Source organism: Stenotrophomonas maltophilia (assembly GCF_003970865.1).
GTDB lineage: Bacteria > Pseudomonadota > Gammaproteobacteria > Xanthomonadales > Xanthomonadaceae > Stenotrophomonas > Stenotrophomonas maltophilia_AR.
Genome location: NZ_RXLZ01000023.1, coordinates 26,109 through 47,560, shown reverse-complemented (window position 1 = coordinate 47,560; position 21,452 = coordinate 26,109). Strand labels below are relative to the sequence as shown.

Sequence of the window (21,452 nt, the reverse complement as noted above, 5' to 3'; positions counted from 1 at the left end):
GCCACCGCGATGACCGTCCTGAACAGCCAGCTGCAACCGGGCAGCGAAACCTTTGAAAGCAACCGCGCGGCCATGCAGGCCGTGGTTGACGACCTGCATGCCACCCTGGCGCGCACCGCGCTGGGTGGCAGCGAAGCCGCACGCGCCAAGCACACCGCACGCGGCAAGCTGCTGGTGCGTGACCGCATCGACGCCCTGCTCGACCCCGGCAGCGCTTTCCTGGAAATCGCGCCGCTGGCCGCGCACGGCATGTACGAAGACGCCGTGCCCGCCGCGGGCGTGGTGGCCGGCATCGGCCGGGTGAGCGGCGTGGAATGCGTGATCGTGGCCAACGATGCCACGGTCAAGGGCGGTACCTACTACCCGATGACGGTGAAGAAGCACCTGCGCGCGCAGGAGATCGCCGAGCAGAACCACCTGCCGTGCATCTACCTGGTCGATTCCGGTGGCGCGTTCCTGCCGCTGCAGGACGAAGTCTTCCCCGACCGCGACCATTTCGGCCGCATCTTCTACAACCAGGCCAACCTCTCGGCGCAGGGCATCCCACAGATCGCCTGCGTGATGGGCAGCTGCACCGCCGGTGGCGCTTATGTGCCGGCGATGAGCGATGAGACGGTGATCGTGCGCGAACAAGGCACCATTTTCCTGGGCGGCCCACCGCTGGTGAAGGCGGCCACCGGTGAAGTGGTCACCGCCGAGGAACTGGGCGGCGCCGATGTGCACACGCGCATCTCCGGCGTGGCCGACCACATGGCCGACAACGATCTGCAGGCACTGGCGCGGGTGCGCGCGATCATCGCCCAGCTCAACTGGCGCAAGCCGGAACCGGCGATGGCGGTGCAGGCAACGGAAGAGCCGCTGCTGCCGGCACACGAACTGTACGGGGTGATCCCGGCCGATACGCGCAAGCCCTACGACGTGCGCGAAGTGATCGCGCGGCTGGTGGACGGTTCGCGTTTCGATGAGTTCAAGCCGCGCTACGGCGCAACGCTGGTGACCGGCTTTGCCCATCTGAACGGCTACCCGATCGGCATCATCGCCAACAACGGCATCCTGTTCTCGGAGTCGGCGCTGAAGGGTGCGCACTTCATCGAGCTGTGCACCCAGCGCAACATCCCGCTGGTGTTCCTGCAGAACATCACCGGCTTCATGGTCGGCCGCAAGTACGAACAGGGCGGCATCGCCAAGGACGGTGCCAAGCTGGTGATGGCGGTGGCCTGCGCCAAGGTACCCAAGTTCACCGTGGTGATCGGCGGCTCGTTCGGTGCCGGCAACTACGGCATGTGCGGCCGCGCGTACTCGCCGAACTTCCTGTGGATGTGGCCGAACGCGCGCATCGGCGTGATGGGCGGCGAGCAGGCCGCCAGCGTGCTGGCCACGGTCAAGCGCGATGGCATCGAAGCCAAGGGCGGCCAGTGGCCGGCAGCGGAGGAAGATGCGTTCAAGGCACCGATCCGCGACCAGTTCGAGCAGCAGGGCCACCCGTACTACGCCAGCGCGCGCCTGTGGGATGACGGCGTGATCGATCCGGCCGATACCCGCCGGGTGCTGGCCCTGGCGCTGTCGGCCAGCCTCAACGCCGCCCCGCAGCAGACGCGCTTCGGCGTGTTCCGCATGTAACCCGTGCCATGACCGAGCCTGTTGCCATGTTCACCAAAGTCCTGATCGCCAACCGCGGCGAAATCGCCTGCCGCGTCATCACCACCTGCCGCCGCCTCGGCATCGCCACCGTGGCGGTGTATTCCGATGCCGACCGCAACGCACGCCACGTGCGGCTGGCCGACGAAGCCATCCACATTGGTCCGGCCGCTGCACGTGAGAGCTACCTGCGCGGCGATGCCCTGCTCGACGCCGCACGCCTGACCGGCGCGCAGGCGATCCACCCCGGTTACGGCTTCCTGTCCGAGAATGCCGACTTCGCCGATGCCTGCGCTGCGGCCGGCATCACCTTCATCGGGCCGCCGGCCAGCGCCATCCGCGCGATGGGCGACAAGAGCGCGGCCAAGGCGCTGATGGCCAAGGCCGGCGTACCCCTGACGCCGGGCTACCACGGCGACCAGCAGGCGCCGGACTTCCTGCGCACGCAGGCCGATGGCATCGGCTACCCGGTGCTGATCAAGGCCAGCGCCGGTGGCGGTGGCAAGGGCATGCGCAAGGTCGAGCGCAGCGAGGACTTCGTCGATGCGCTGGCCAGCTGCCAGCGCGAGGCAGCCTCGGCATTCGGCAATGACCACGTGCTGGTCGAGAAGTACGTCGAGCGCCCGCGCCATATCGAGATCCAGGTATTCGGCGACCGCCACGGTGAGGCGGTCTACCTGTTCGAGCGCGACTGCTCGGTGCAGCGCCGCCACCAGAAGGTGCTGGAAGAAGCACCCGCCCCGGGCATGAGTGCCGAGCGCCGCGCCGCGATGGGCCAGGCCGCTGTGGATGCAGCGCGTGCGGTGGGCTACGTCGGTGCCGGCACGGTGGAGTTCATCGCCGGGCCGGACGGCGATTTCTACTTCATGGAAATGAACACCCGCCTGCAGGTCGAGCACCCGGTGACCGAGTACATCACCGGCACCGACCTGGTGGAGTGGCAGCTGCGCGTAGCCTCGGGCCAGCCGCTGCCACTGCGCCAGGAGCAGCTGGCCATCCACGGCCACGCCATCGAAGCGCGCCTGTACGCCGAAGATGCCGACCGGGGCTTCCTGCCGTCCACCGGCACCCTGCGCCGCCTGCGCCTGCCGACCCCGTCGGCCCATGTGCGCGTGGATACCGGCGTGGAGGAAGGCGACAGCATCACCCCGTACTACGATCCGATGATTGCCAAGCTGATCGTCTGGGACGTGGACCGCGACGCCGCACTGCGCCGCATGAGCCAGGCACTGGCGGACTGCCAGGTGGTGGGCGTGACCACCAATGCCGGCTTCCTGCGTCGGCTGGTGAACACCGATTCGTTCGCGCACGCCAAGCTGGATACCGCGCTGATCGAACGCGAACAGGCGGCATTGAGTGCAGTGGGCGATACCGATGATGCCCTGTGGCAGCTGGCCGCCGTGGCCGCTGTTGCAAGCACTGCCGGTGCCAGCATCGACGCGCGCGACCCGCATTCGCCGTGGCAGGTCCAGGACGGCTGGCGCCTCGGCGCCTCGGCACCACGCGTGCTGCCGCTGCAGCAGGGCGAACGCACACACACGCTGAAAGTGTGGGCGCAGGCCGATGGCTGGCGCGTGCAGCGCGATGACGCCGCACCGGTGCAGCTAATCGGCACGGCCGATGCGCAGCATCTGACCGTGCAGCTGGACGAGCGCCGCTGGTCACTGCAGCTGCTGCGCGACGGCGACCAGCTGTATCTGTTCGGCGCCGATGGCCAGCACCGCTTCACCCTGCATGATCCGGTGGGCGAATCGGACCACGCCGTGGCCGATGCCGGCAGCCTGCTGGCGCCGATGCCGGGCAAGATCGTCGCGACGCTGGTCGCGGCCGGCACCGAGGTCAAGCGTGGCATGCCGCTGGTGGTGCTGGAAGCGATGAAGATGGAGCACACGTTGCAGGCACCGGCCGACGGCACGGTGAAGGGCTACCGCGCCAAGGCCGGCGACCAGGTGGGTGATGGCGCGGTGCTGGTGGACTTCGACGCGGCCTGATGAAATGACAGTGGCGCGCTGGCAACGGCGCGCCACGCCTCAACCCGGCCAGACCCGCTGCAATGGATCAAACTCGCTGGTGGTCTGGTCCGCTGCCCGCCACCCCAATCCACACATCATTACCGGACTGGCGTCGATGCCATCCAGGCCCAGCAGGGCTTCGATATCCACTTCATTGATGGCAGCGGTGACGTAGGCCGCCAGCCCAAGTTCGGTGGCAGACAACATCCACTGTTGTGACAGGTGGCCTGCATCCAGCAGCACTGCCCGATAGGCCTTGGGATGGTTGCGATACTTCCAGAAGCTTCGCGGGAACCGCGCAACCTGGATGATGTGCAGTGGCGCAGCCGCGAACCAGTCCTGTCCAGCCAGCAGCGTCAGCACGCTGCCGCGAAGACCGGTGCCATCCACCGGCAGCGGTCGCAGGGTGTGTTCCAGCGCGTGATAGTGATAGACACCTGCGGCAAGGCCATCGACGTCCACGGCGATGACATAGGTTTCCAGCGGATGCAGGCCTCCACCGGAAGGAACATGCTTCTTCAGAAAGGCCATGTCTTCGCCGGGCTCCACCACGGCGTGCGCCTTCACCGTCCGCTTGAACATCTGGGCGAGCATGCGCAACGGCAATGATCGTGCGGTATCGAAGTTGCGGCAGGTCGCGCGCCTCGCAAGGAGCAGGTCACGCGGCTCGTCTTCTGGCAGGGGCAGTACCAGCGGCTCGGTGGCAGGGGGCATCACGGCTGGTGGTGGAGGGCCGAATCTACGTCGCAGATCCTGCGCCGTGACAAGTTTCTCTTCGCGCATCTGCTGCGCGCTGTCGATACCGCTCCAGCGCCCCAGCCGATGGGCCAGCGCCGACAGCGGCCACCAGCTGGCATCACGTACACGCTGGTCTCGCTGGCGGTGCCCAGCGTGGGCCGCGTCGTCACTGATCAGCAGACCACTGTGCAGCAACCGGTCGAGATCGGCTTCGCCAATGTTGCTGTGCGCCGCGTCGACCCAGGCGTCGGGCACGATACGGCCCAACAGCGCCACGTCGCCAGCCTCCACCCTGAGCGGCGCATCAAGGTGCGCGGCCAGCGCGTACCACTGCATCGTGGTGCCCAGGCCGGCCTCTCCCTTGAGCAGCAGGTCAAGGTCCAGCGCCACTTCCGCACGGGGCTCGAACATCACGATGGAGCAACGTCTGATCTGCATGGAGGCATCGGTGTGGAGCGGGACGCGCAGGATGCCATGCATCGCCCCAGGGCGCGCTGAGGCTAAACTTTCCCTGCAACAGGCCGAAACAAGAGAACCCTACCTGCAACGGCCAGCGCGATCACCATGAGTACTTCCGACAAGACCCTGCTTACGGCTGCACAAGCCGCCCAGGTACTGTCGCTGCTGCAGAGCGATGACGGCTTCCGCAGTGCCTTCGCCGCTTCTCCCAGCCTTGCGCTGCAGGGTCTGGGCATTGCTCCCAATGCCGATGGCTCGATGTGCGCTCCAGTGAACGCGCTGGCCAGCAAGGAAGCCTTTGCCGCTACTGCCGAGGCTCTGAACCAGCACCTGCAGTCCTGTGGCGCCTTCGTCCTGCCGCACTTCTTCGAAGCCGGCGCCGACAGCTGATGCTGCGCCGTCAGTCCGCGCCCAGCCGTGCGCGGCTGTCACGGACATTGAGCGCCTGCAGGATGTAATTGCCGGAATCCTCGGCATAGGCACGACCGCGATGCGCGGCCAGCCAGCCTGCTTCTGCAGCGGCCGCCGCGGAATCTCCCGAGGCATGCCTTGCATCGCGCAGCGCCACGTGCAACTGGTACAACTCCGTGCCGTCGGCCCACGGCAGCAGCCGCTCGACGGCCGCGACCGCCTGCCCGGCATGCAATTCGCGGGTGGCTTCGATGATGTCCAGCAACTGGCGCGAGCGTGGGTCGCTCCTGAGGTCGATCGCGCGACGCGCCAAGCGCAGCTGGGGCGTCACGTCCACGCCTTCGCGCTGAGCCAGGCGAATCAGGCCCAGAACCATGAATTGCCGGGTGTGCAGATTGCCGCTGGGCTGCTGGCGCAGGTCGGCCAACGCCTCTCCAATCCGCTTGCGGCTCGCTGCGGGATCCGACCGCTTTCCTGCCATGCCGGCAATGCTGGCGCGCCAGGCCGACGCCAGCCGGCAAAGGGCCGGCTCATTGCACTGCGCCTGCAGTGATCGGGCAACCTCTTCGGCCTTGTCCAGCTCACCGAGATCGACCAGCACCGCTGCCTGCTGCATGCGGGCGCCGAAATCATCGGCCGTCACGCCCGCCAACTGGGCACGTGCAGCGCTCCAGTCTCCGAGTACGGCCATCGCCGTAGCCAGGTTGGCGCTGGTTCTCCAGCCTCCGACATCACCGGCCATGCGGAAATCCGCAACCGCACCGTTGGTGTTGCCCGCAGCCAGCTTCAACCGCCCTGAAAAATCCAGCGTGTGGCTGCGGGCCCACGCCTGCGGAACCCGCGCCGGCTGCACCACGGTCACCGCTTCGGCGTAGCGTCCCATTCCGGACAACGCCAGCGCCCGATTGACATACCCACCGTGGTAGTCGGGATACAGGTCGGTCAACAGCTTCCAGCGTCGGGCGATGTCAGCCTCCGGCAGATCGCTGGCCTGCCCTGCCCATCCGTCCAGGTACAGTGCATCGCGCGGCGTCAGTCGCGCCCGCAATGCCTGCGCACGCGCATGGGCATCCAGTGCCATGCGGCTTTCACCGCGCATCCAGTGGATGCGCATGATTGCCACATGGGCCATCGCAAATTCCGGGTCGACCTTCACCGCCTGCGCGAGAAAGCCCAGCGCCTCATCGGTCTGGCGCCGGTCCAGCGCCCTGATGCCTGCGGCGTAGGCACGCAGCGCGTCCAGGCTGGACGTCGCCACCTGCGGCAGATTCATTGAATGTCGATCAATCTCCATACCGCCTTCGCCAAGACGCTCACGCAGACGCCCCACCACTTGATCGGTGGATGCCAGAAGTGAGCCCAGGCCTTTGCCATCGACATGCACGGTGTAGACGGTGGCCGCAGTCGCCGGATCAATCACATCGACCGCCACCCGCAGGCGGCCATGCACCTCCAGGACCGAAGGCGCCAGCACCGCGCGTGCACCATCACGCTGGGCCACCTCGCTGGCAACCCCCCGGTCCAGCCCGGCCCCAGGCCTGATCAGCATGCGCTGCATGGTGTCGCGCACCTTCAGGTCACTCAGCACGTTCACATACCGCGACTGCTCCAGGCTGATGCGGAACGCCTGGTTGATCGACTCGCTCAGCAGAGGATCGCCAGTCAGGTTGCGCGCCTCCGCAATCACCACCCAGTCGCGTTCGGCAAAGGCGATGGCCGGTTGTGGACGAGTCAGCAACCACAAGCCCATTGCGCAGGCTGCCACCAGCGTTACCTGCGCCGCCATCGCCATCGGGCGACGCCAGAACGGGACATCCGGCCTGGCCTTGTCACTCGCACGCGGCCGTCGCAGCGCTGCCTTGCCGACCGCCGAGACGCCGATCACCTCCATCGGCTGCGCCACACCACGGAAGCGCCAGCGGCCGAATGACTTCCAGTACAACCGGTCGGCCGGCTCGCCAAGCTGGGAGGCTGCACGCCGGACCAGCGATTCGGCCGCTGCCGACAACAGCAGTTGGCCCGGTCGTGCCAGCTGCATGAGTCGCGCAGCCATCGGCTTGGCCAGACCCTCCACCTCTACGGCCTTGGACCCCAGCGCAACGGACTCCGCGCTGTTGTTCCACAGAATGACCTCACCCACGTGCAACCCGGCCCGCGCCTGCAGCCGGAGATCACGCGACTGCCCCAGCGGCTGCAGGCCGCGCTGGTAATCCAAGGCGAACCCGAGCGCATCAATCGGGCGCTCGAACAGCATGAACAATCCATCGGAACGGTCGATCAACTGGCCGTGCCAGCGCTGCTGCAGCGCCAGCACCAGTCGGTCGTGTTCCTGGAACAGTTCGGCGGCGGCGACATCGCCAATACGTTCAACCAGCAGCAGGGAGTCGCACAGATCCGTGAACAACAGCGCGCGCAGTTGCTGGTTGTGCGGCGTCGACGTTCCGTTGTCGCCATTCATCGCCCGACTCTCCCGATCAAGGTGTATCCGCTGCATCCACCCAGCGCAGGCAGTTGCCGCCATCGCGCTTGGCCTGGTACAGCGCACGATCCGCGCAGGCGTACCACTCGCTCCAGCCAGCCTCCGGCGCCAGCAGGCTGGCACCGATGCTGACCAGGCTGACATGCGGCGTGCCATGACTGCGTTCGAGCAGGCCATGCACCGCGCTGAGGATGAACTCGGCCGCGTGCTGCACGATCTCATGGTTGCCACGGCGCAGGATCAGGCAGAACTCGTCACCGCCGAGGCGGCAAGCCAGGTCCTGCTCACCGGCCATCGAGCGCAGGATGTTGCCCATGCTCTGCAGCACACGGTCGCCGGCCTGGTGGCCGTGACGATCATTGATCTGCTTGAAGCGGTCGCAGTCGATCAGCAGCAGGGCCTGCGGCAACCCGTCACCATCGGCGCGGCACTCCTGCAGGTACAGGGTCAGGCCACGGCGGTTGTGCAGCCCTGTCAGTTCATCGGTACGCACCAGCTCACGGGTGTGGGTCAGCTGATGGGTGGTGATGTACAGATTGTCCAGCGCGGTTTCCAGATCGTGGTTGCGCCGGCGCAGCTGGCTGATCAGGGCCTGTTCGTTGGTCAGCACGCGCATGATCGTGCGGCGCAGGAAGTAGGCGACCAGGCCGGGATCGGATTCCACCAGGCGATGGAAGTCGGCCGGGCCCAGCTCCAGTACTTCACAGTCGGCCAGCGCGCGTGCACTGGCGCTGCGCAGGTGATCGCCGACCAGCAGGCCAAGCTCACCGAAGAACTCATGCTGGCCGAGCGTCTTGATCACCAGGTCCTCGCCGAAGTCCAGTTCGATCTGGCCCTGGAGGATCACATACATCCGTTCGCCGCGATGGCCACGCTGGAACAACCACTGTCCGGCATGAAGCTTGCATGGACGGGCAAATCTGGCGAACAATGCAACCTCGGCAGCGGAAAGCAGCGCGTGCACGATCTCGGCCATCGCCACCCGGGCGATACCTGTCGTCACATCACTGTTCTCGGCCGCACCCCTGCCGGTCATTCCCTGCACCCGCCGCCAGCGTCCCCTGGTGAGCCGCGGAGCATAGCACCGCTTTAAAGTGTGCGCCCTATCTCATTTTGAGCCTTCTGCCGATCTTGATTGATGTGAAGATCGGTGGTGGCCCGTTCTGGTCACGGATGTCCGGGCAAAACCCCTGCTGGATCAATCCGATGCCGGGTTTCACAGGGTTTCGGCCAAGTTCCCGGGACCCGGGGTGCGCCTGATTGACGCTGGCTCCGCGCTGCACCCTTGCATCGATACAACAACGCCGGCAGGTCCCCCGACCGGCCGGCGTTGTCTGGCCCTTCCCTGGCCACCCTGATCGGATTCGCGACCCCGGTAGAGCCGGCCGCTGGCCGGCTTCCCCGTGGTGCCCGAAGGATCACGTGGGTGCCGGCCAGCGGCCGGCACTACCGCATCACGCAGCGCGTTCGCTGCGCCCGCCATGGAACTGTTCTTCCTCGGTCGAGCCGGTCAGCGCGGTGGTCGACGACTGGCCCTGCTGGATCGCCTGGGTCACCGCGTCGAAGTAACCGGTACCGACCTCACGCTGGTGCTTGACCGCAGTGAAGCCGCGCTCGGCCGCTTCGAACTCGGCTTCCTGCAGTTCCACGAACGCGCTCATCTGGCGGCGTGCGTAGCCGTGGGCCAGATTGAACATGCCGTAGTTCAGCGCGTGGAAACCGGCCAGGGTGATGAACTGGAACTTGTAGCCGTAGCTGCCCAGTTCGCGCTGGAACCTGGCGATGGTGGCGTCGTCCAGGTTCTTCTTCCAGTTGAAGCTGGGCGAGCAGTTGTAGGCCAGCAGCTTGCCGGGGAACTTCGCATGGATCGCCTCGGCGAACTTCCGCGCGAACTCCAGGTCCGGCTTGCCGGTCTCGCACCACACCAGGTCGGCGTAGGGTGCATAGGCCAGGCCACGGCTGATCGCCTGGTCCAGGCCATTGCGCGTCTTGTAGAAGCCCTCGACGGTGCGCTCGCCGGTGGCGAACGGCTTGTCGTTGCCGTCGATGTCGCTGGTCAGCAGATCTGCGGCTTCGGCATCGGTACGCGCCACCAGCAGGGTCGGCACGCCCAGCACATCGGCGGCCAGGCGCGCGGCGTTGAGCTTCTCGATCGCCTCGCGGGTCGGCACCAGCACCTTGCCGCCCATGTGGCCGCACTTCTTCACCGACGCCAGCTGGTCTTCGAAATGCACGCCGGCGGCGCCGGCCTCGATCATCGCCTTCATCAGTTCGAAGGCGTTGAGCACGCCGCCGAAACCGGCTTCTGCATCGGCCACGATCGGCTGCAGGAAGTCGATGTCGTCCTTGCCTTCGGCATGGTGCAGCTGATCGGCGCGCAGCAGCGTGTTGTTGATGCGCTTGACCACCGCCGGCACCGAATCGGCCGGGTACAGCGACTGGTCCGGATACATCTGGCCAGCCAGGTTGGCGTCGGCCGCCACCTGCCAACCGGACAGGTAGATCGCCTTCAGGCCGGCCTTGACCTGTTGCATGGCCTGGTTGCCAGTCAGTGCACCCAGCGCGTTGACGAACTCGCGCTCATGCAGCGACGCCCACAGCTTCTCTGCACCCAGGCGGGCCAGCGAGTGCTCGATGTGGACGGTGCCGCGCAGGCGCACCACGTCGGCGGCGCTGTAGTTGCGCTGGATGCCTTCCCAACGCGGGTTGGTATCCCAGTCGTGCTGGATCTGTTCGGCAGTGGGCAGCTTGCTCATGTCTTTCTCCAGTTCGGTTCGTGCGTGCAGCGGGGAGGGGAAACGGCGGGTTTGCGGGCAGTCGGTCAATCGATGCGCGCGTAGGCCGGCAGGGTCAGGAAATCGGTCAGTTCGTCGCTGCGGCTCAGTTCGCCGAGCAGGGAGATGGCCTCGCCGATGCGTGCGCCACCGGGCAGCGCGGCGGTATCGCCCAGCCGTGCCGGCAGTTGCGTCAGCGTGGCATCGAGCAGGGCAAGGTCGATCGCGGTGCCATCGTCCAGCTGCTGGCCCGGCGTATGCAGCCACTGCCACAGCTGGCTGCGGCTGATCTCGGCGGTGGCCGCATCCTCCATCAGGTGGTGGATCGGCACGCAGCCGTTGCCATCCAGCCAGGCCGCCAGATAGCGCACGCAGACCTCCACGTTGCCCTCAAAGCCGGCGCGGGTGATGGTGCCCGGCGGCCGAGCGATCAGTTCATCGCGGCCGACGCGCACATCCTGGCGCAGCACACTGTGCTGGTTGGCACCGGGCATGTGCTCGTCGAAGATCGCCATCGCCACCGGAATCAGCGCCGGGTGCGCGACCCAGGTGCCGTCATGGCCGGCGGTGACTTCGCGCAGCTTGTCGGCGCGCACGCGGGCCATCGCCTGTTCGTTGGCGGCGGCATCGTTGTTGATCGGAATCTGCGCGGCCATGCCGCCCATCGCATGCGCACCGCGGCGGTGGCAGGTCTGGATCAGCAGCTCCGAATAGGCCTTCAGGAACGGCTGGGTCATGGTCACCTGGCCGCGCTCGGGCAGCACGCGGTCGGCGTGGCGGCGGAAGGTCTTCAGGTACGAGAAGATGTAATCCCAGCGCCCGCAGTTCAGGCCGACGATGCGGTCACGCAGCGCGTGCAGGATCTCGTCCATCTCGAACACTGCCGGCAGCGTTTCGATCAGCACGGTCACCTTGATCTGGCCGTGCGGCAGGCCGAGCATGCCCTCGATGTGCGACAGCGCGGTCTCCCACAACGCCGCCTCTTCCATGCTCTGCAGCTTGGGCAGGTAGAAGTACGGGCCGCGGTCCTTCGCCTGCAGGGTGCGCGCGTTGTGGAAGGCGAACACCGCCGCATCGAACAGGCCGCCGGCAATGAACTGGCCATCAATGCGCACGTGCTTCTCGTCCAGGTGCCAGCCGCGCGGGCGCACGATCAGCACCGCCTGCTCGTCGAACGGGCGCAGGGTGTAGTGCTTGCCGGCCTTCCCGTTGGATGCCAGCGCGGTGTACTCGAGGTCGCCACGCACCGCGGCGGCCAGCGACTGCTGGCCGGCCAGCAGGTTGCGCCAGGTCGGCGAGGTCGAATCCTCGAAGTCGGCCATGAACACCTTGGCGCCGGAGTTCAGCGCGTTGATGACCATCTTCGGGTCGGTCGGGCCGGTGATCTCGACGCGGCGGTCCTGCAGCGCGGCCGGCAGCGGCGCAACGCGCCAGTCGCCGCTGCGGATCGCGGTGGTGTCTTCGCGGAAGTCCGGCAGGCCGCCCTGGTCGAAGAACGCCTGGCGCTCGCGACGGGCCTGCAGCCGTGCCTGCCGGCCCGGTTCCACCGCGCGGTGCAGCGACACCAGCAGAGCCAGCAGCGGCGCCGGCAGCAGGGGGTCCTGGCCAGCCACGCGGGTCGCCAGAGCGATACCGGGGGTAGCCTTGGCGGCGGGGGTGGGAACAGCGGAAGCGACGGCGGACATGGGGCGACTCCAGCGGTGGGGGAACAACTCCACGGTGCCGCTGGGCCTGAGTATTTGGCAAAACAGTTTTTGCAATGTTCTACATAAGTTGTGCTAATACTCGTGACACGATGAGTACACGCACCCCGCCAAGTCCGCGTTTTTCCTACAAATCCGACCGGCTGAAGCCGCTGCGCGCGTTCTGTCAGACCGTGCGCCTGGGTTCGGTCTCACGGGCGGCTGAGGCACTTTTCGTCAGCCAGCCGGCCATCAGCCTGCAGCTGCAGGCGCTGGAACGGGAGCTGGGGGTGCCGCTGTTCGAGCGCAGCGGGCGCCGCCTGGTGCCCAGCCGCGAGGGCCAGCTGCTGTACGAGATGGCACAGCCGCTGGTGGAGAACCTGGACGGGCTGGAGGCGCGCTTCCGCGACAAGGTGCGTGGCCTGGACGCGGGCGAGCTGAACATCGCCGCCAACAGTTCGACCATCCTGTACCTGCTGCCGAAGATCGTCGAACGCTTCCGCCTGCATCACCCGGACGTGCGCCTGACCCTGCACAACGCGATCAGCGCCGATGGCACCGACCTGCTGCGCGAGGACGCCGCCGACCTGGCGATTGGCTCGATGACCGATGTGCCGGCCGACCTGACCTATGCGCCAGCCTACCGCTTCGAGCAGGTACTGATCGCGCCGCACGACCATCCGCTGGCCAGCGGTGGCGAGCTGGAGCTGGCGGATATCGCGCGCTATCCGCTGGTGCTGCCACCGAAGCGGCAGATCACCTATCGGCTGGTGGACCAGGTGTTCCAGCGCCACCGCATCGCCTACACCGTGGCGCTGGAAGTGGGCGGCTGGGAAGTGATCAAGCAGTACGTGGCGATGGGCATGGGCATTTCCATCGTGCCGGCGCTGTGCCTGAACGAGGCCGACCGCGAGCGGCTGGCGGCGCGGTCGATGAAGCGCTGGTTCCCGGAGCGCAGTTACGGGGTGATCGTGCGCCGGGGCAAGGCGCTGTCGGCGCAGGCGCGGGCGTTCATCGAGCTGATCCAGCCGGAGTTGTTCAGCCCGCGCGATTACGATCAGAGCGGGCATTCCGAGCGGTAAGGGGTGTTCGGCAGGGCTGCGCCCTGCACCTGCCGAATCAACGTCAACGGCAACTGCAACGTCAAAAGCCGGGCTTCCGTGAGATGGCGGGGTGGGTCCGGTTGCGGGGGACGCTGCAAGTACGTCCCTGTAAGCTCGGTCGCCGCATCCATGCGGCTCACGCCCCCGCAACCGGACCCACCCCGCCTTCGACAGACTGCTGCTATTGGTAGGTGTCGACCTTGGTCGACACGATCGGTCCACGCCATGCGTGGATGACGTACAAATGATCGAACTGTTGGATCCGCGACTCGGATCCCGTTGCCTTGCAACGGGCTCTGACCCTACGTGCAGCTCACGGCGGGGGCGATTGCCCCGTGGGGCCGTGCACGAGGGCGAGCCATTGCGCGAACGCGGTGTCGAAATGTCCGGGCTGCAGGTTGGTCCAGCTGCACTGGTAGATCCGCTGCTCTGATTCAACATCAAGAATCTCGGCATCGCATTCGCCGGAACTCCAGTAGGTGATGCGGGCGATGACCTGCGCGGTGTCGATGTCGAGCCTGCCAGCCGGGTTGGCGGTGGGGGGACAGCGCGTGGCGATGCCATGGGGTGCAGCCCAGGCCAGGAAGGTGTTCAACCATTCGCGATGGATTGGCGGATCGAAGGGCATGGGGTTCCGGCCACGGTGGATTCCTGACCGTAAGATAGGCAGGCCGACCGGGCGCGTCATCTGCCGCTGCTGCATGTCCATCGAACTCCGCCACCTGCGTTACTTCCTCGCTGTCGCCGATACGCTGCACTTCGGCCAGGCGGCGGAGCGGTTGGGCATGTCGCAGCCGCCGCTCAGCCAGCAGATCCGCCAGCTGGAGGAACTGATCGGGGCGCGCCTGTTCGTGCGCAGCCATCGTCGTGTGCAGCTGACGCCAGCGGGCGAGCTGCTGCTGGAACGTGCACGCGCCATCGTGCAGCAGGTGGAAGCAGCGGTGGACGAGGTGCAGCGCGCGCAGCGCGGTGAGCAGGGTGAGCTGCGTATCGGCCTGACCCGCGCCACGCCGTTGTCACCGCAGATTCCGCGTTCGATCCTGCGCTACCGCCAGCAGTATCCGCAGGTGCGACTGCAGCTGAGCGAGATGAACACCCTGCAGCAGATCGATGCGCTGCTCGATGGCAGCCTGGACGTGGGCATCATCCGCAAGCGTGCATTGCCGCCGGAACTGGTGGCGCACAGCCTGTTCGTCGATCCGCTGGCGTTGATCGTGCATGCCGACCACCCTGCCCTGCGCAAACTGTCGAAACAAGGAACGCTGTCGCTGCGCGACTTCGCGCAGGAACCGTTCGTGGCGTTCCGGCGCAGTGCCGGTGCCGGCATCCACGACCACATGATCGCGCTGTGCGCGGCGGCGGGCTTCACCCCGCGCATCGTGCAGGAAGCCGGTGAGGCGTCGACGTTGATCAGTCTGGCCGCAGCGGGCCTGGGTGCGGCGATCCTGCCGTCGTCGTGCGATCACATCCGGGTGGAGGGCGCGCGCTTCGTGGCGCTGGCCGATGCCGGTGCGCATTCGGAAGTGCAGCTGGCGTGGCGCCGCGAGGGGGTGACGCCGCTGATCCGCAATTTCGCCGGGCTGCTGCGTGAGGCGTTCGCGGGCGGGTAATGCGCCCGACCAGGCAGCTTTGGTAGACGCCAACCTTGGTTGGCCGCCCTGCCAGAGCGCCGACCAAGGTCGGCATCTACCAGAGCAACGCCGTGCCCGTGCGGAACGCGCGTCGGGTCACGCCGTGACCGGCTGCGGCGCGCGCTGCTGCAGCGCCCAGACGATGCCACCACCGATCAGGGTCAGCACGGCGGCGAACAGGCACACACCCAGCCAGTCCCAGGCCGCATAGGCCAGGCCGCCGACCCCGCCCAGCACACTGGAACCGAGGTAGTAGGCAAACAGGTACAGCGCCGACGCTTCCGCGCGCATCGTGCCGGCACGGCTGCCGACCCAGCTGCTGGCCACCGAATGACCGCCGAAGAAGCCGAAGGTCACCAGCGCGATGCCCAGTGCCATCGTGCTCAGCCAGGGCATCGCCAGCAACGCGATGCCGGCGCCCATCAGCGCGAACGAGATCGACAGGATGCGACCGCGTCCGTAACGCGTCGCCTGCTGGCCCATCCACGCCGAACTGAAGGTGCCCACCAAGTAGACGCTGAAGATCAGGCCGACCACGGTCTGGCTGAGGTGGTACGGTGGCGCCAGCAGGTGGTAGCCCAGGTAGTTGTAGAGGGTGACGAACACGCCCATCAGCACGAACGAGGTGGCAAACAGCCACGGCAGGCCCGGGTCGGCGAACAGCATGCGCCAGCGTGACGGCAGCTGGCGCAGGCCGTCACGGCGGGGATGGAAATGGCGCGACGGCGGCAGCTGCAGCCACAGCAGCACGGTGCTGGCCACCGCAATGATCGAGACCACGCCGATGCCCCAGCGCCAACCCCAGTGATCGGCGATGATGCCGGCCAGCAGGCGCCCGCTCATGCCACCGATGGCGTTGCCGCCGATGTACAGGCCCATCGCCAGGCCCAGCGCGCGGCTGTCCATTTCCTCGACCAGGTAGGTCATCGCCACTGCCGGCACGCCACTCAGCGCCAGGCCGAGCAGGGTGCGCAGCACCAGCAGCGTGGTCCAGTCGTCCACCAGCGCCGTGCTCAGCGACAGCATGGCCGAGGCCAGCAGCGCAGCAATCATCAACGGGCGGCGGCCGACCGCGTCGGACAGCAGGCCGGCCAGCAGCATGGCCACCGCCAGCGTGCCGGTGGTCAGCGACAGCGACATCGCGCTGCCGGCGGCGGACACGCCGAAGTGGCGGCTGAATTCGGGCAGCAGCGGCTGCACCGTGTACAGCAGGCCGAAGGTGGAGAAGCCGGCCAGGAACAGCGCCAGCGCGGTGCGGCGGAAGGCCGGCGTGCCCTGCTGGATGCGGGTCTCAGCGTCGCAGTCGACGGTGTGGGGGCGGCGCTCGACGGCCACCGTGGTTTCGCCAGTCATGGAATCGAAGGGCCGGTGGGGACGGCCGGGCGTGGGAGGGAACGGGCCTCAGACTAGGCCCGTCCATCCAGTCGATCCATAACCCGATAGGTCAGGATTGATACACAGGAAGTATCAATTCAGCTTACAGGCGCTGCCATTCGAAGCCGGCGCCCCGGCGGTAGTACACCGCCACGGCGCGGCCGTAGACCTTGTCGGCGTCGACGAAGCCGAAGAAGCGGCCATCGAAGCTGTTGCCACGGTGGTCACCCAGCACCAGCACCTTGCCGTCGGGCACGACCAGGTCTGCGATGTCCGGGCCGCCGCCCATGTCCAGATCGAGGCTGGCACGGCGTTCACCGAAGGCTTCCACGTCCTGCAGGTCGGCGGTCTGCAGCGGCTGGCCGTTGATGCTCAGGTGCCCTTCGTGCAGCTGCACATGGTCACCGGCCACTGCGGCCACCCGCTTGATCAGGCGGGTGCCGTCGGCCGGCGAATCGAATACCGCCACTTCGCCGCGCTGCGGCGTGCCGGTGGACATCAGTTCCTTGCTGGTGAATGGCAGGCGCAGGCCGTAGGCACGCATGTCCACCACCACCCGGTCGCCGGGCTGCAGGGTCGGCTGCATCGAGCCGCTGGGCACCACGTAGTGGTTGGCCAGGGTATCGCGGGCGGCGGCGAGCAGGCCGAGCATCACCAGCAACGGCAGCGCCTCCTTCTTCAGCCAGGCCAGCGCGCGTTCGGAAAAGGGAGGGCGGGCAACAGCATCCATGGCAGGCTCCGGGTGAGTGGTAGCTGTATCAGACCACATGCAGGCGCAGGAGGTTCCCGCGCCTGGAACCTGTAGAGCCGAGCCCATGCTCGGCTTGCTCTTGTAGCGTCGAGCTTGCTCGACTGAGGCGCAGAGCAGTCGAGCAAGCTCGACTCTACGGAACGGCAGCCGAGCATGGGCTCGGCTCTACAAAACGGGTTACGCAGGTTTTACGCCCTGGCCCGGCCGCGGGCATCGCACCTTTACGGGCAGCACGCGCATCGTGTGCCCACCGCGCCACAGAGCGCATTCCGCAAGGTGTTGTATGACCCTCCTGGTGATCCGCCACGCGTCTCCGTCGGCGCCGCACCCGCAGCTGCCGGCGCAGCTGGCCGGCCATCGCGTGCTGTGCAGCGACTGCGCCAGCCTGTCCGAAGTCCGCCAGTGCCTGTGCCAGCCGCAGGCACGTTCGGCCGACTGGGTACTGCTGGATGTCGGCGTGGCCGACGATGCGCAATGGCAGGCCGAGGGCGGTGCACTGCAGGCGGCGTTGGAACGACTGCCGGCGCAGTACATCGAACTGCAGGCACCCAGCGAGCCCGGCCTGGAGGCACGCCTGCGCCTGCAGCATGGCCCCGCCGCGGTGGTGGTGGACCAGCGCAGCCAGCAGGCCGGCTACCCGTTGTCGCTGGCCATCGTTGGCCGCCGCCTGGCGCAGGAGGGCTGAGCCATGTCGATCTTCATCATCCGCGGCCCGGAAGCGGCCGGCGCCTTGATCCGCACGGCGATGCCGCTGCCGGCGCCGGTACTGAAGTCGCTGGTGCATCGTGCGATTGATGCCGGCACCAGCGTGGCGATCCGTGCCTGCGGTTCGGAACAGGAACTGCTGGATGCGCTGCGCGTGGCCGATCACAGCCGTGGCGAGGTGACGCTGCTTGACCCGGGTGCGTGTGCCAACAGCCTGCGCCTGCAGCGGCTGCTGCCGTACCTGCACAACGCGTACGTGGAAGTGCATGACGATGGCGCGGTGGCTGAGCCGTGCCTGCCGGCCGGTGTTGGCCAGCGCCTGGGCATCGCCGCCGGGTATGGCGCACAGAGCTATGTGCTGGCGCTGGACATCGCGCTGGACCACCTCGGGTTGGCCGAGCAGGCGAACCGGGTGCATGTGGGGACGTGATGGCCGGGCAGTGCCCGGCACCCGGTAGTGCCGGCCGCTGGCCGGCAACCTCAACAGCAACCTCAACAGCGACAGCAACAGCCAAAGCCGGTTTCCTGGGGGATGGCGGGGTGGGTCCGGTTGCGGGGGACGCTGCAAGTACGTCCCTGTAAGCTTGGCCGCGGCATCCATGCCGCGGACACCCCCGCAACCGGACCCACCCCGCCTTCGACAGATCTCCGCGAACTGTCGGAATGGCATGGCCTGCTTTTGGTGGGTGTCGACCTTGGTCGATACATGGATCCACGCCATGCGTGGATGAGCGGCAAACTGCGGAATCTGTCGATGGCATCGATACAACGAAAAACGGCGGGGTTTCCCCCGCCGCTATTTCTTTCGTACTTCAGGTCGCGCTTACTTCAGCCCGCGGAACTTCAGCAGCGGTTCCACCGACGGGTCCTTGCCGCGGAAGTCGCGGTACAGGGTCGACAGTTCCACGCTGTTGCCGCGCGAGAGGATCTTGTCGCGGAACTCCTGGCCGTTGGCCGCGGTCAGGCCACCGTGTTCGGTGAACCACTGGTAGGCATCATGGTCCAGCACTTCCGCCCAGAAGTAGGCGTAGTAGCCGGCCGAGTAACCGCCACCCCAGATGTGGTCGAAGTAGGTGGTGCGGTAACGCGGCGGCACCTGCGGCAGGTCGACCTTGAACTTCTTCAGCGCGCTGGCTTCAAAGGCGCCGACATCCTGCAGCGGCGCATCGGCCTTCTGCGTGTGCCAGGCCAGGTCGAGCAGTGCGGCCGACAGGTATTCGGTGGTCGCATAACCCTGGTTGAAGCTGCGTGCCTTGAGGATCTTGTCGACCAGCTCCTGCGGCATCGCTTCGCCGGTCTTGTAGTGCTTGGCGTAGTTGGCGAACACCTTCGGATCCAGTGCCCAGTGCTCGTTGAACTGCGACGGGAACTCGACGAAATCACGCGAGGTGGCGGTGCCGGCGATCGACGGGTACTTCACGTTCGAGAACATGCCGTGCAGCGCATGGCCGAACTCATGGAACATGGTGGTGACGTCGTCGAAGCTGATCAGCGCAGGCTGACCGGCGGCCGGCTTGGTGAAGTTGCAGACGTTGTAGACCACCGGCTTGGCACCGGTCAGGCCATCCTGTTCGACGAACACGTCCATCCAGGCGCCACCGGACTTGCTGTCACGCTTGAAGTAGTCGGTGTAGAACAGCGCCAGCGAGGTGCCGTCCTTGTCGAACACTTCGTACACCTTCATGTCCGGGTTGTAGGTCGGAATGTCGGTGCGCGGCTTGAAGGTGATGCCGTACAGCTGGGTGGCGGCGTAGAAGACGCCGTTCTGCAGCACGTTGTCCAGTTCGAAGTACGGCTTGATCTGCGATTCGTCCAGATCGTACTTGGCCTTGCGCACCTGCTCGGCGTAGAAGTCCCAGTCCGAGGCAGCGACCTGGAAACCACCCTTCTGCGCGTCGATCACCTTCTGGATCTCGCCGGCTTCGGCGCGCGCCTTGGCAGTGGCGGCCGGCACGGTGTCGGTCAGCAGCTTGAGCGCGGCGGCCGGGGTCTTGGCCATCTGGTCGCCCAGCTGGTAGTCGGCAAAGGTGTCGAAGCCGAGCAGCTTGGCCTTCTGAGCGCGCAGCTGGGCCAGGCGCTGCACGGTCTGCCGGGTGTCGTTGGCATCGCCGCGCTCGGCGCGGGTTTCCGAGGCCTTCAGCACGGCGGCGCGCTGGTCGCGGTCACTCAGCGAACCGAGCACCGGCTGCTGGGTGGTGTTCTGCAGCGGCAGCAGGAACTTGCCATCCAGCTTGCGCTCCTTGGCGGCATCGGCGGCGTTGTTGATCGCGTTGTCGTCCAGGCCGGCCAGCTTGGCCTTGTCGTCGACAACGACGGCCGCAGCGGCAGTGGCGGCCACCAGGCGGGTATGGAACTGGGTGGAAAGGGTGGTTTCTTCCACGTTGAGCTTGCGCAGGCTCGCCTTGTCGGCGTCGGACAGCTGCGCGCCGGCGCGCACCAGGCCGTCGTAGTAATGCTCGACCAGGCGCTTCTGCACCGGGTCCAGTTCCAGCGTGTCACGCTGGTCGTACAGCGACTTCACGCGCGCGAACAGCTTCGGATCGAGATTGATCTCGTCCTGGTGCGCGGCCAGCTTCGGCGCCACTTCTTCCTGGATCTTCTGGCGTGCATCGTTGGTATCGGCCTGGACCAGGCCGAAGAAGATGCGCGACACGCGGTTCAGGGTCTCGCCGCTGCGCTCCATCGCCACGATGGTGTTGTCGAAGGTGGCCGGTTCGCTGCTGTCGGCGATCTTGCGCACGTCGGCCAGGTGCTGGCGCATGCCTTCCTCGAACGCCGGCAGGTAGTCGCTGTCCTTGATCTTGTCGAACTGCGGCGCCTGGAACGGCAGCGTGCTGGCGCTCAGCAGCGGATTGGTGGAGGCTTCGGCCGGCTGCTGGGCCGGGGCTTTCTGGGCATCGGACACGGGGGTGGACTCCTTGCCGGAACAGGCCGCCAGCGCCAGGCTGATGGCGGCGGCCAGGACTACGGTACGCGACATGTAAAACACTCCTTGGGCAGACGGTACGGGATACCAGCTCTCCACCCTACTCCTGTCGCGCTCGCCCGGCATGTGCCGGACGTGGCGTCTATGCGGCGGCCTGCGGCAGGCTCAGACCGTACCGCGGGTCTTGCCGATCCAGGGCCGGTAGAACTCGCGGATGGCGGCCATGTCGGCGGCATCATCGCCGGTCGGCGTGAACAGCGGGCCGATGCCGATGGTCTTCTCCGGGTAGTGGAAATACGCGGCCAGGATCGGCACGTCGGCCATCCGGGCGATCTTCAGGAAGCCGGCCTTCCAGTCCTTCACGGCCTTGCGGGTGCCCTCGGGGGTGATGGCGAACCACATCTTCTCGTTGTTGCGCAGCAAGTCCACGGCCTGCCCCACCGTGCCCTGCGGCGAGCTGCGATCGAGCGGGATCACGCCCAGCTTGTGCAGCAGCGGGCCCAGCGGCCACCAGAACAGCGATGCCTTGCCCAGCACCTTCACCTTCATGCCCAGTGCGATCTTGGCCGCCATGCCCCACAGGCCATCCCAGTTGGACGAATGCGGGGCGATGATGAAGACCAGCCTGGGGATGTCAGGCAGGGTACCGGTCACCTTCCAGCCGCCCATGCGCAGGGTGCAGCGCGCCAGCCAGCGCAGGAAGGCGTTGGGTTTGACCTGCGGCATCTGCGGCGGCACGGCCGGCAGCAACGAAGTCGGGTTGTTCAAG

At 66.9% G+C, this 21,452-nt stretch carries 17 protein-coding genes; 7 read left to right on the top strand and 10 right to left on the bottom strand.

Features of this window, described 5'->3' with window-relative positions:
- The first annotated feature begins 9 nt into the window (after nt 1-9).
- Nucleotides 10-1,620 carry a carboxyl transferase domain-containing protein gene (locus EKL94_RS09685; protein WP_126928924.1) on the top strand — a complete coding sequence of 537 codons (1,611 nt, stop codon included), beginning with the start codon at nt 10-12 and terminating at the stop codon, nt 1,618-1,620.
- 26 nt (nt 1,621-1,646) lie between these two features.
- A complete protein-coding gene (locus EKL94_RS09680) occupies nt 1,647-3,629 on the top strand; it encodes an acetyl-CoA carboxylase biotin carboxylase subunit (RefSeq protein ID WP_126928923.1) in 1,983 nt (660 codons plus the stop codon).
- Between the two features lie 39 nt (nt 3,630-3,668).
- On the opposite strand, the gene EKL94_RS09675 is transcribed toward EKL94_RS09680, so the two are convergent.
- Complete coding sequence (locus EKL94_RS09675; RefSeq protein WP_126928922.1) at nt 3,669-4,826, bottom strand: putative peptide maturation dehydrogenase; 1,158 nt, start codon at nt 4,824-4,826, stop codon at nt 3,669-3,671.
- Between the two features lie 126 nt (nt 4,827-4,952).
- Here EKL94_RS09675 and EKL94_RS09670 point away from each other — a divergent pair, with 126 nt between their 5' ends.
- Nucleotides 4,953-5,237: an NHLP-related RiPP peptide gene (locus EKL94_RS09670; RefSeq protein ID WP_126928921.1), complete on the top strand. Its 285-nt coding sequence runs from the start codon at nt 4,953-4,955 to the stop codon at nt 5,235-5,237.
- Between the two features lie 10 nt (nt 5,238-5,247).
- Here EKL94_RS09670 and EKL94_RS09665 read toward each other — a convergent pair whose 3' ends face one another.
- The 4 genes from EKL94_RS09665 to aceB all read right to left on the bottom strand — a co-directional run bounded on the left by EKL94_RS09665 (nt 5,248) and on the right by aceB (nt 12,196).
- Nucleotides 5,248-7,716 (bottom strand): putative peptide modification system cyclase, encoded by a 2,469-nt coding sequence (locus tag EKL94_RS09665; RefSeq protein WP_126928920.1) that lies wholly within the window; start codon nt 7,714-7,716, stop codon nt 5,248-5,250.
- A 16-nt stretch (nt 7,717-7,732) separates the two neighbouring features.
- Entirely contained in the window at nt 7,733-8,773 is a 1,041-nt protein-coding gene (locus tag EKL94_RS09660) for a GGDEF domain-containing protein (protein WP_126928919.1), read from the bottom strand.
- Nucleotides 8,774-9,191: 418 nt separating this feature from the next.
- Nucleotides 9,192-10,493, bottom strand: coding sequence for an isocitrate lyase (gene aceA, locus EKL94_RS09655; protein ID WP_069118153.1), 1,302 nt, complete (start codon nt 10,491-10,493; stop codon nt 9,192-9,194).
- A 65-nt stretch (nt 10,494-10,558) separates the two neighbouring features.
- Complete coding sequence (gene aceB / locus EKL94_RS09650; RefSeq protein WP_126928918.1) at nt 10,559-12,196, bottom strand: malate synthase A; 1,638 nt, start codon at nt 12,194-12,196, stop codon at nt 10,559-10,561.
- A 110-nt stretch (nt 12,197-12,306) separates the two neighbouring features.
- Here aceB and EKL94_RS09645 point away from each other — a divergent pair, with 110 nt between their 5' ends.
- The gene (locus EKL94_RS09645) at nt 12,307-13,275 is read left to right on the top strand and encodes a LysR family transcriptional regulator (protein WP_046427979.1); all 969 of its coding nucleotides are present in this window, start codon (nt 12,307-12,309) and stop codon (nt 13,273-13,275) included.
- 334 nt (nt 13,276-13,609) lie between these two features.
- On the opposite strand, the gene EKL94_RS09640 is transcribed toward EKL94_RS09645, so the two are convergent.
- A complete protein-coding gene (locus tag EKL94_RS09640) occupies nt 13,610-14,005 on the bottom strand; it encodes an immunity protein TriTu family protein (protein ID WP_126928917.1) in 396 nt (131 codons plus the stop codon).
- Here EKL94_RS09640 and EKL94_RS09635 point away from each other — a divergent pair.
- The gene (locus tag EKL94_RS09635) at nt 13,998-14,906 is read left to right on the top strand and encodes a LysR family transcriptional regulator (protein WP_126928916.1); all 909 of its coding nucleotides are present in this window, start codon (nt 13,998-14,000) and stop codon (nt 14,904-14,906) included. The genes EKL94_RS09640 and EKL94_RS09635 overlap by 8 nt on opposite strands.
- A gap of 117 nt (nt 14,907-15,023) precedes the next feature.
- Here EKL94_RS09635 and EKL94_RS09630 read toward each other — a convergent pair whose 3' ends face one another.
- Together EKL94_RS09630 and lepB are read right to left on the bottom strand one after the other, a co-directional pair.
- Entirely contained in the window at nt 15,024-16,280 is a 1,257-nt protein-coding gene (locus EKL94_RS09630; protein ID WP_126928915.1) for an MFS transporter, read from the bottom strand.
- 124 nt (nt 16,281-16,404) lie between these two features.
- A complete protein-coding gene (gene lepB, locus EKL94_RS09625) occupies nt 16,405-17,031 on the bottom strand; it encodes a signal peptidase I (protein ID WP_126928914.1) in 627 nt (208 codons plus the stop codon).
- Nucleotides 17,032-17,335: 304 nt separating this feature from the next.
- On the opposite strand from lepB, the gene EKL94_RS09620 reads away from it, so the two are divergent.
- The gene (locus EKL94_RS09620; protein ID WP_126928913.1) at nt 17,336-17,737 is read left to right on the top strand and encodes a hypothetical protein; all 402 of its coding nucleotides are present in this window, start codon (nt 17,336-17,338) and stop codon (nt 17,735-17,737) included.
- Nucleotides 17,738-17,740: 3 nt separating this feature from the next.
- A complete protein-coding gene (locus EKL94_RS09615; protein ID WP_004153636.1) occupies nt 17,741-18,187 on the top strand; it encodes a 3-dehydroquinate dehydratase in 447 nt (148 codons plus the stop codon).
- Between the two features lie 393 nt (nt 18,188-18,580).
- On the opposite strand, the gene dcp is transcribed toward EKL94_RS09615, so the two are convergent.
- Nucleotides 18,581-20,737 carry a peptidyl-dipeptidase Dcp gene (gene dcp, locus EKL94_RS09605; protein WP_126928912.1) on the bottom strand — a complete coding sequence of 719 codons (2,157 nt, stop codon included), beginning with the start codon at nt 20,735-20,737 and terminating at the stop codon, nt 18,581-18,583.
- 111 nt (nt 20,738-20,848) lie between these two features.
- Nucleotides 20,849-21,409: a lysophospholipid acyltransferase family protein gene (locus tag EKL94_RS09600; protein ID WP_223276957.1), complete on the bottom strand. Its 561-nt coding sequence runs from the start codon at nt 21,407-21,409 to the stop codon at nt 20,849-20,851.
- Between the last annotated feature and the right edge of the window lie 43 nt (nt 21,410-21,452).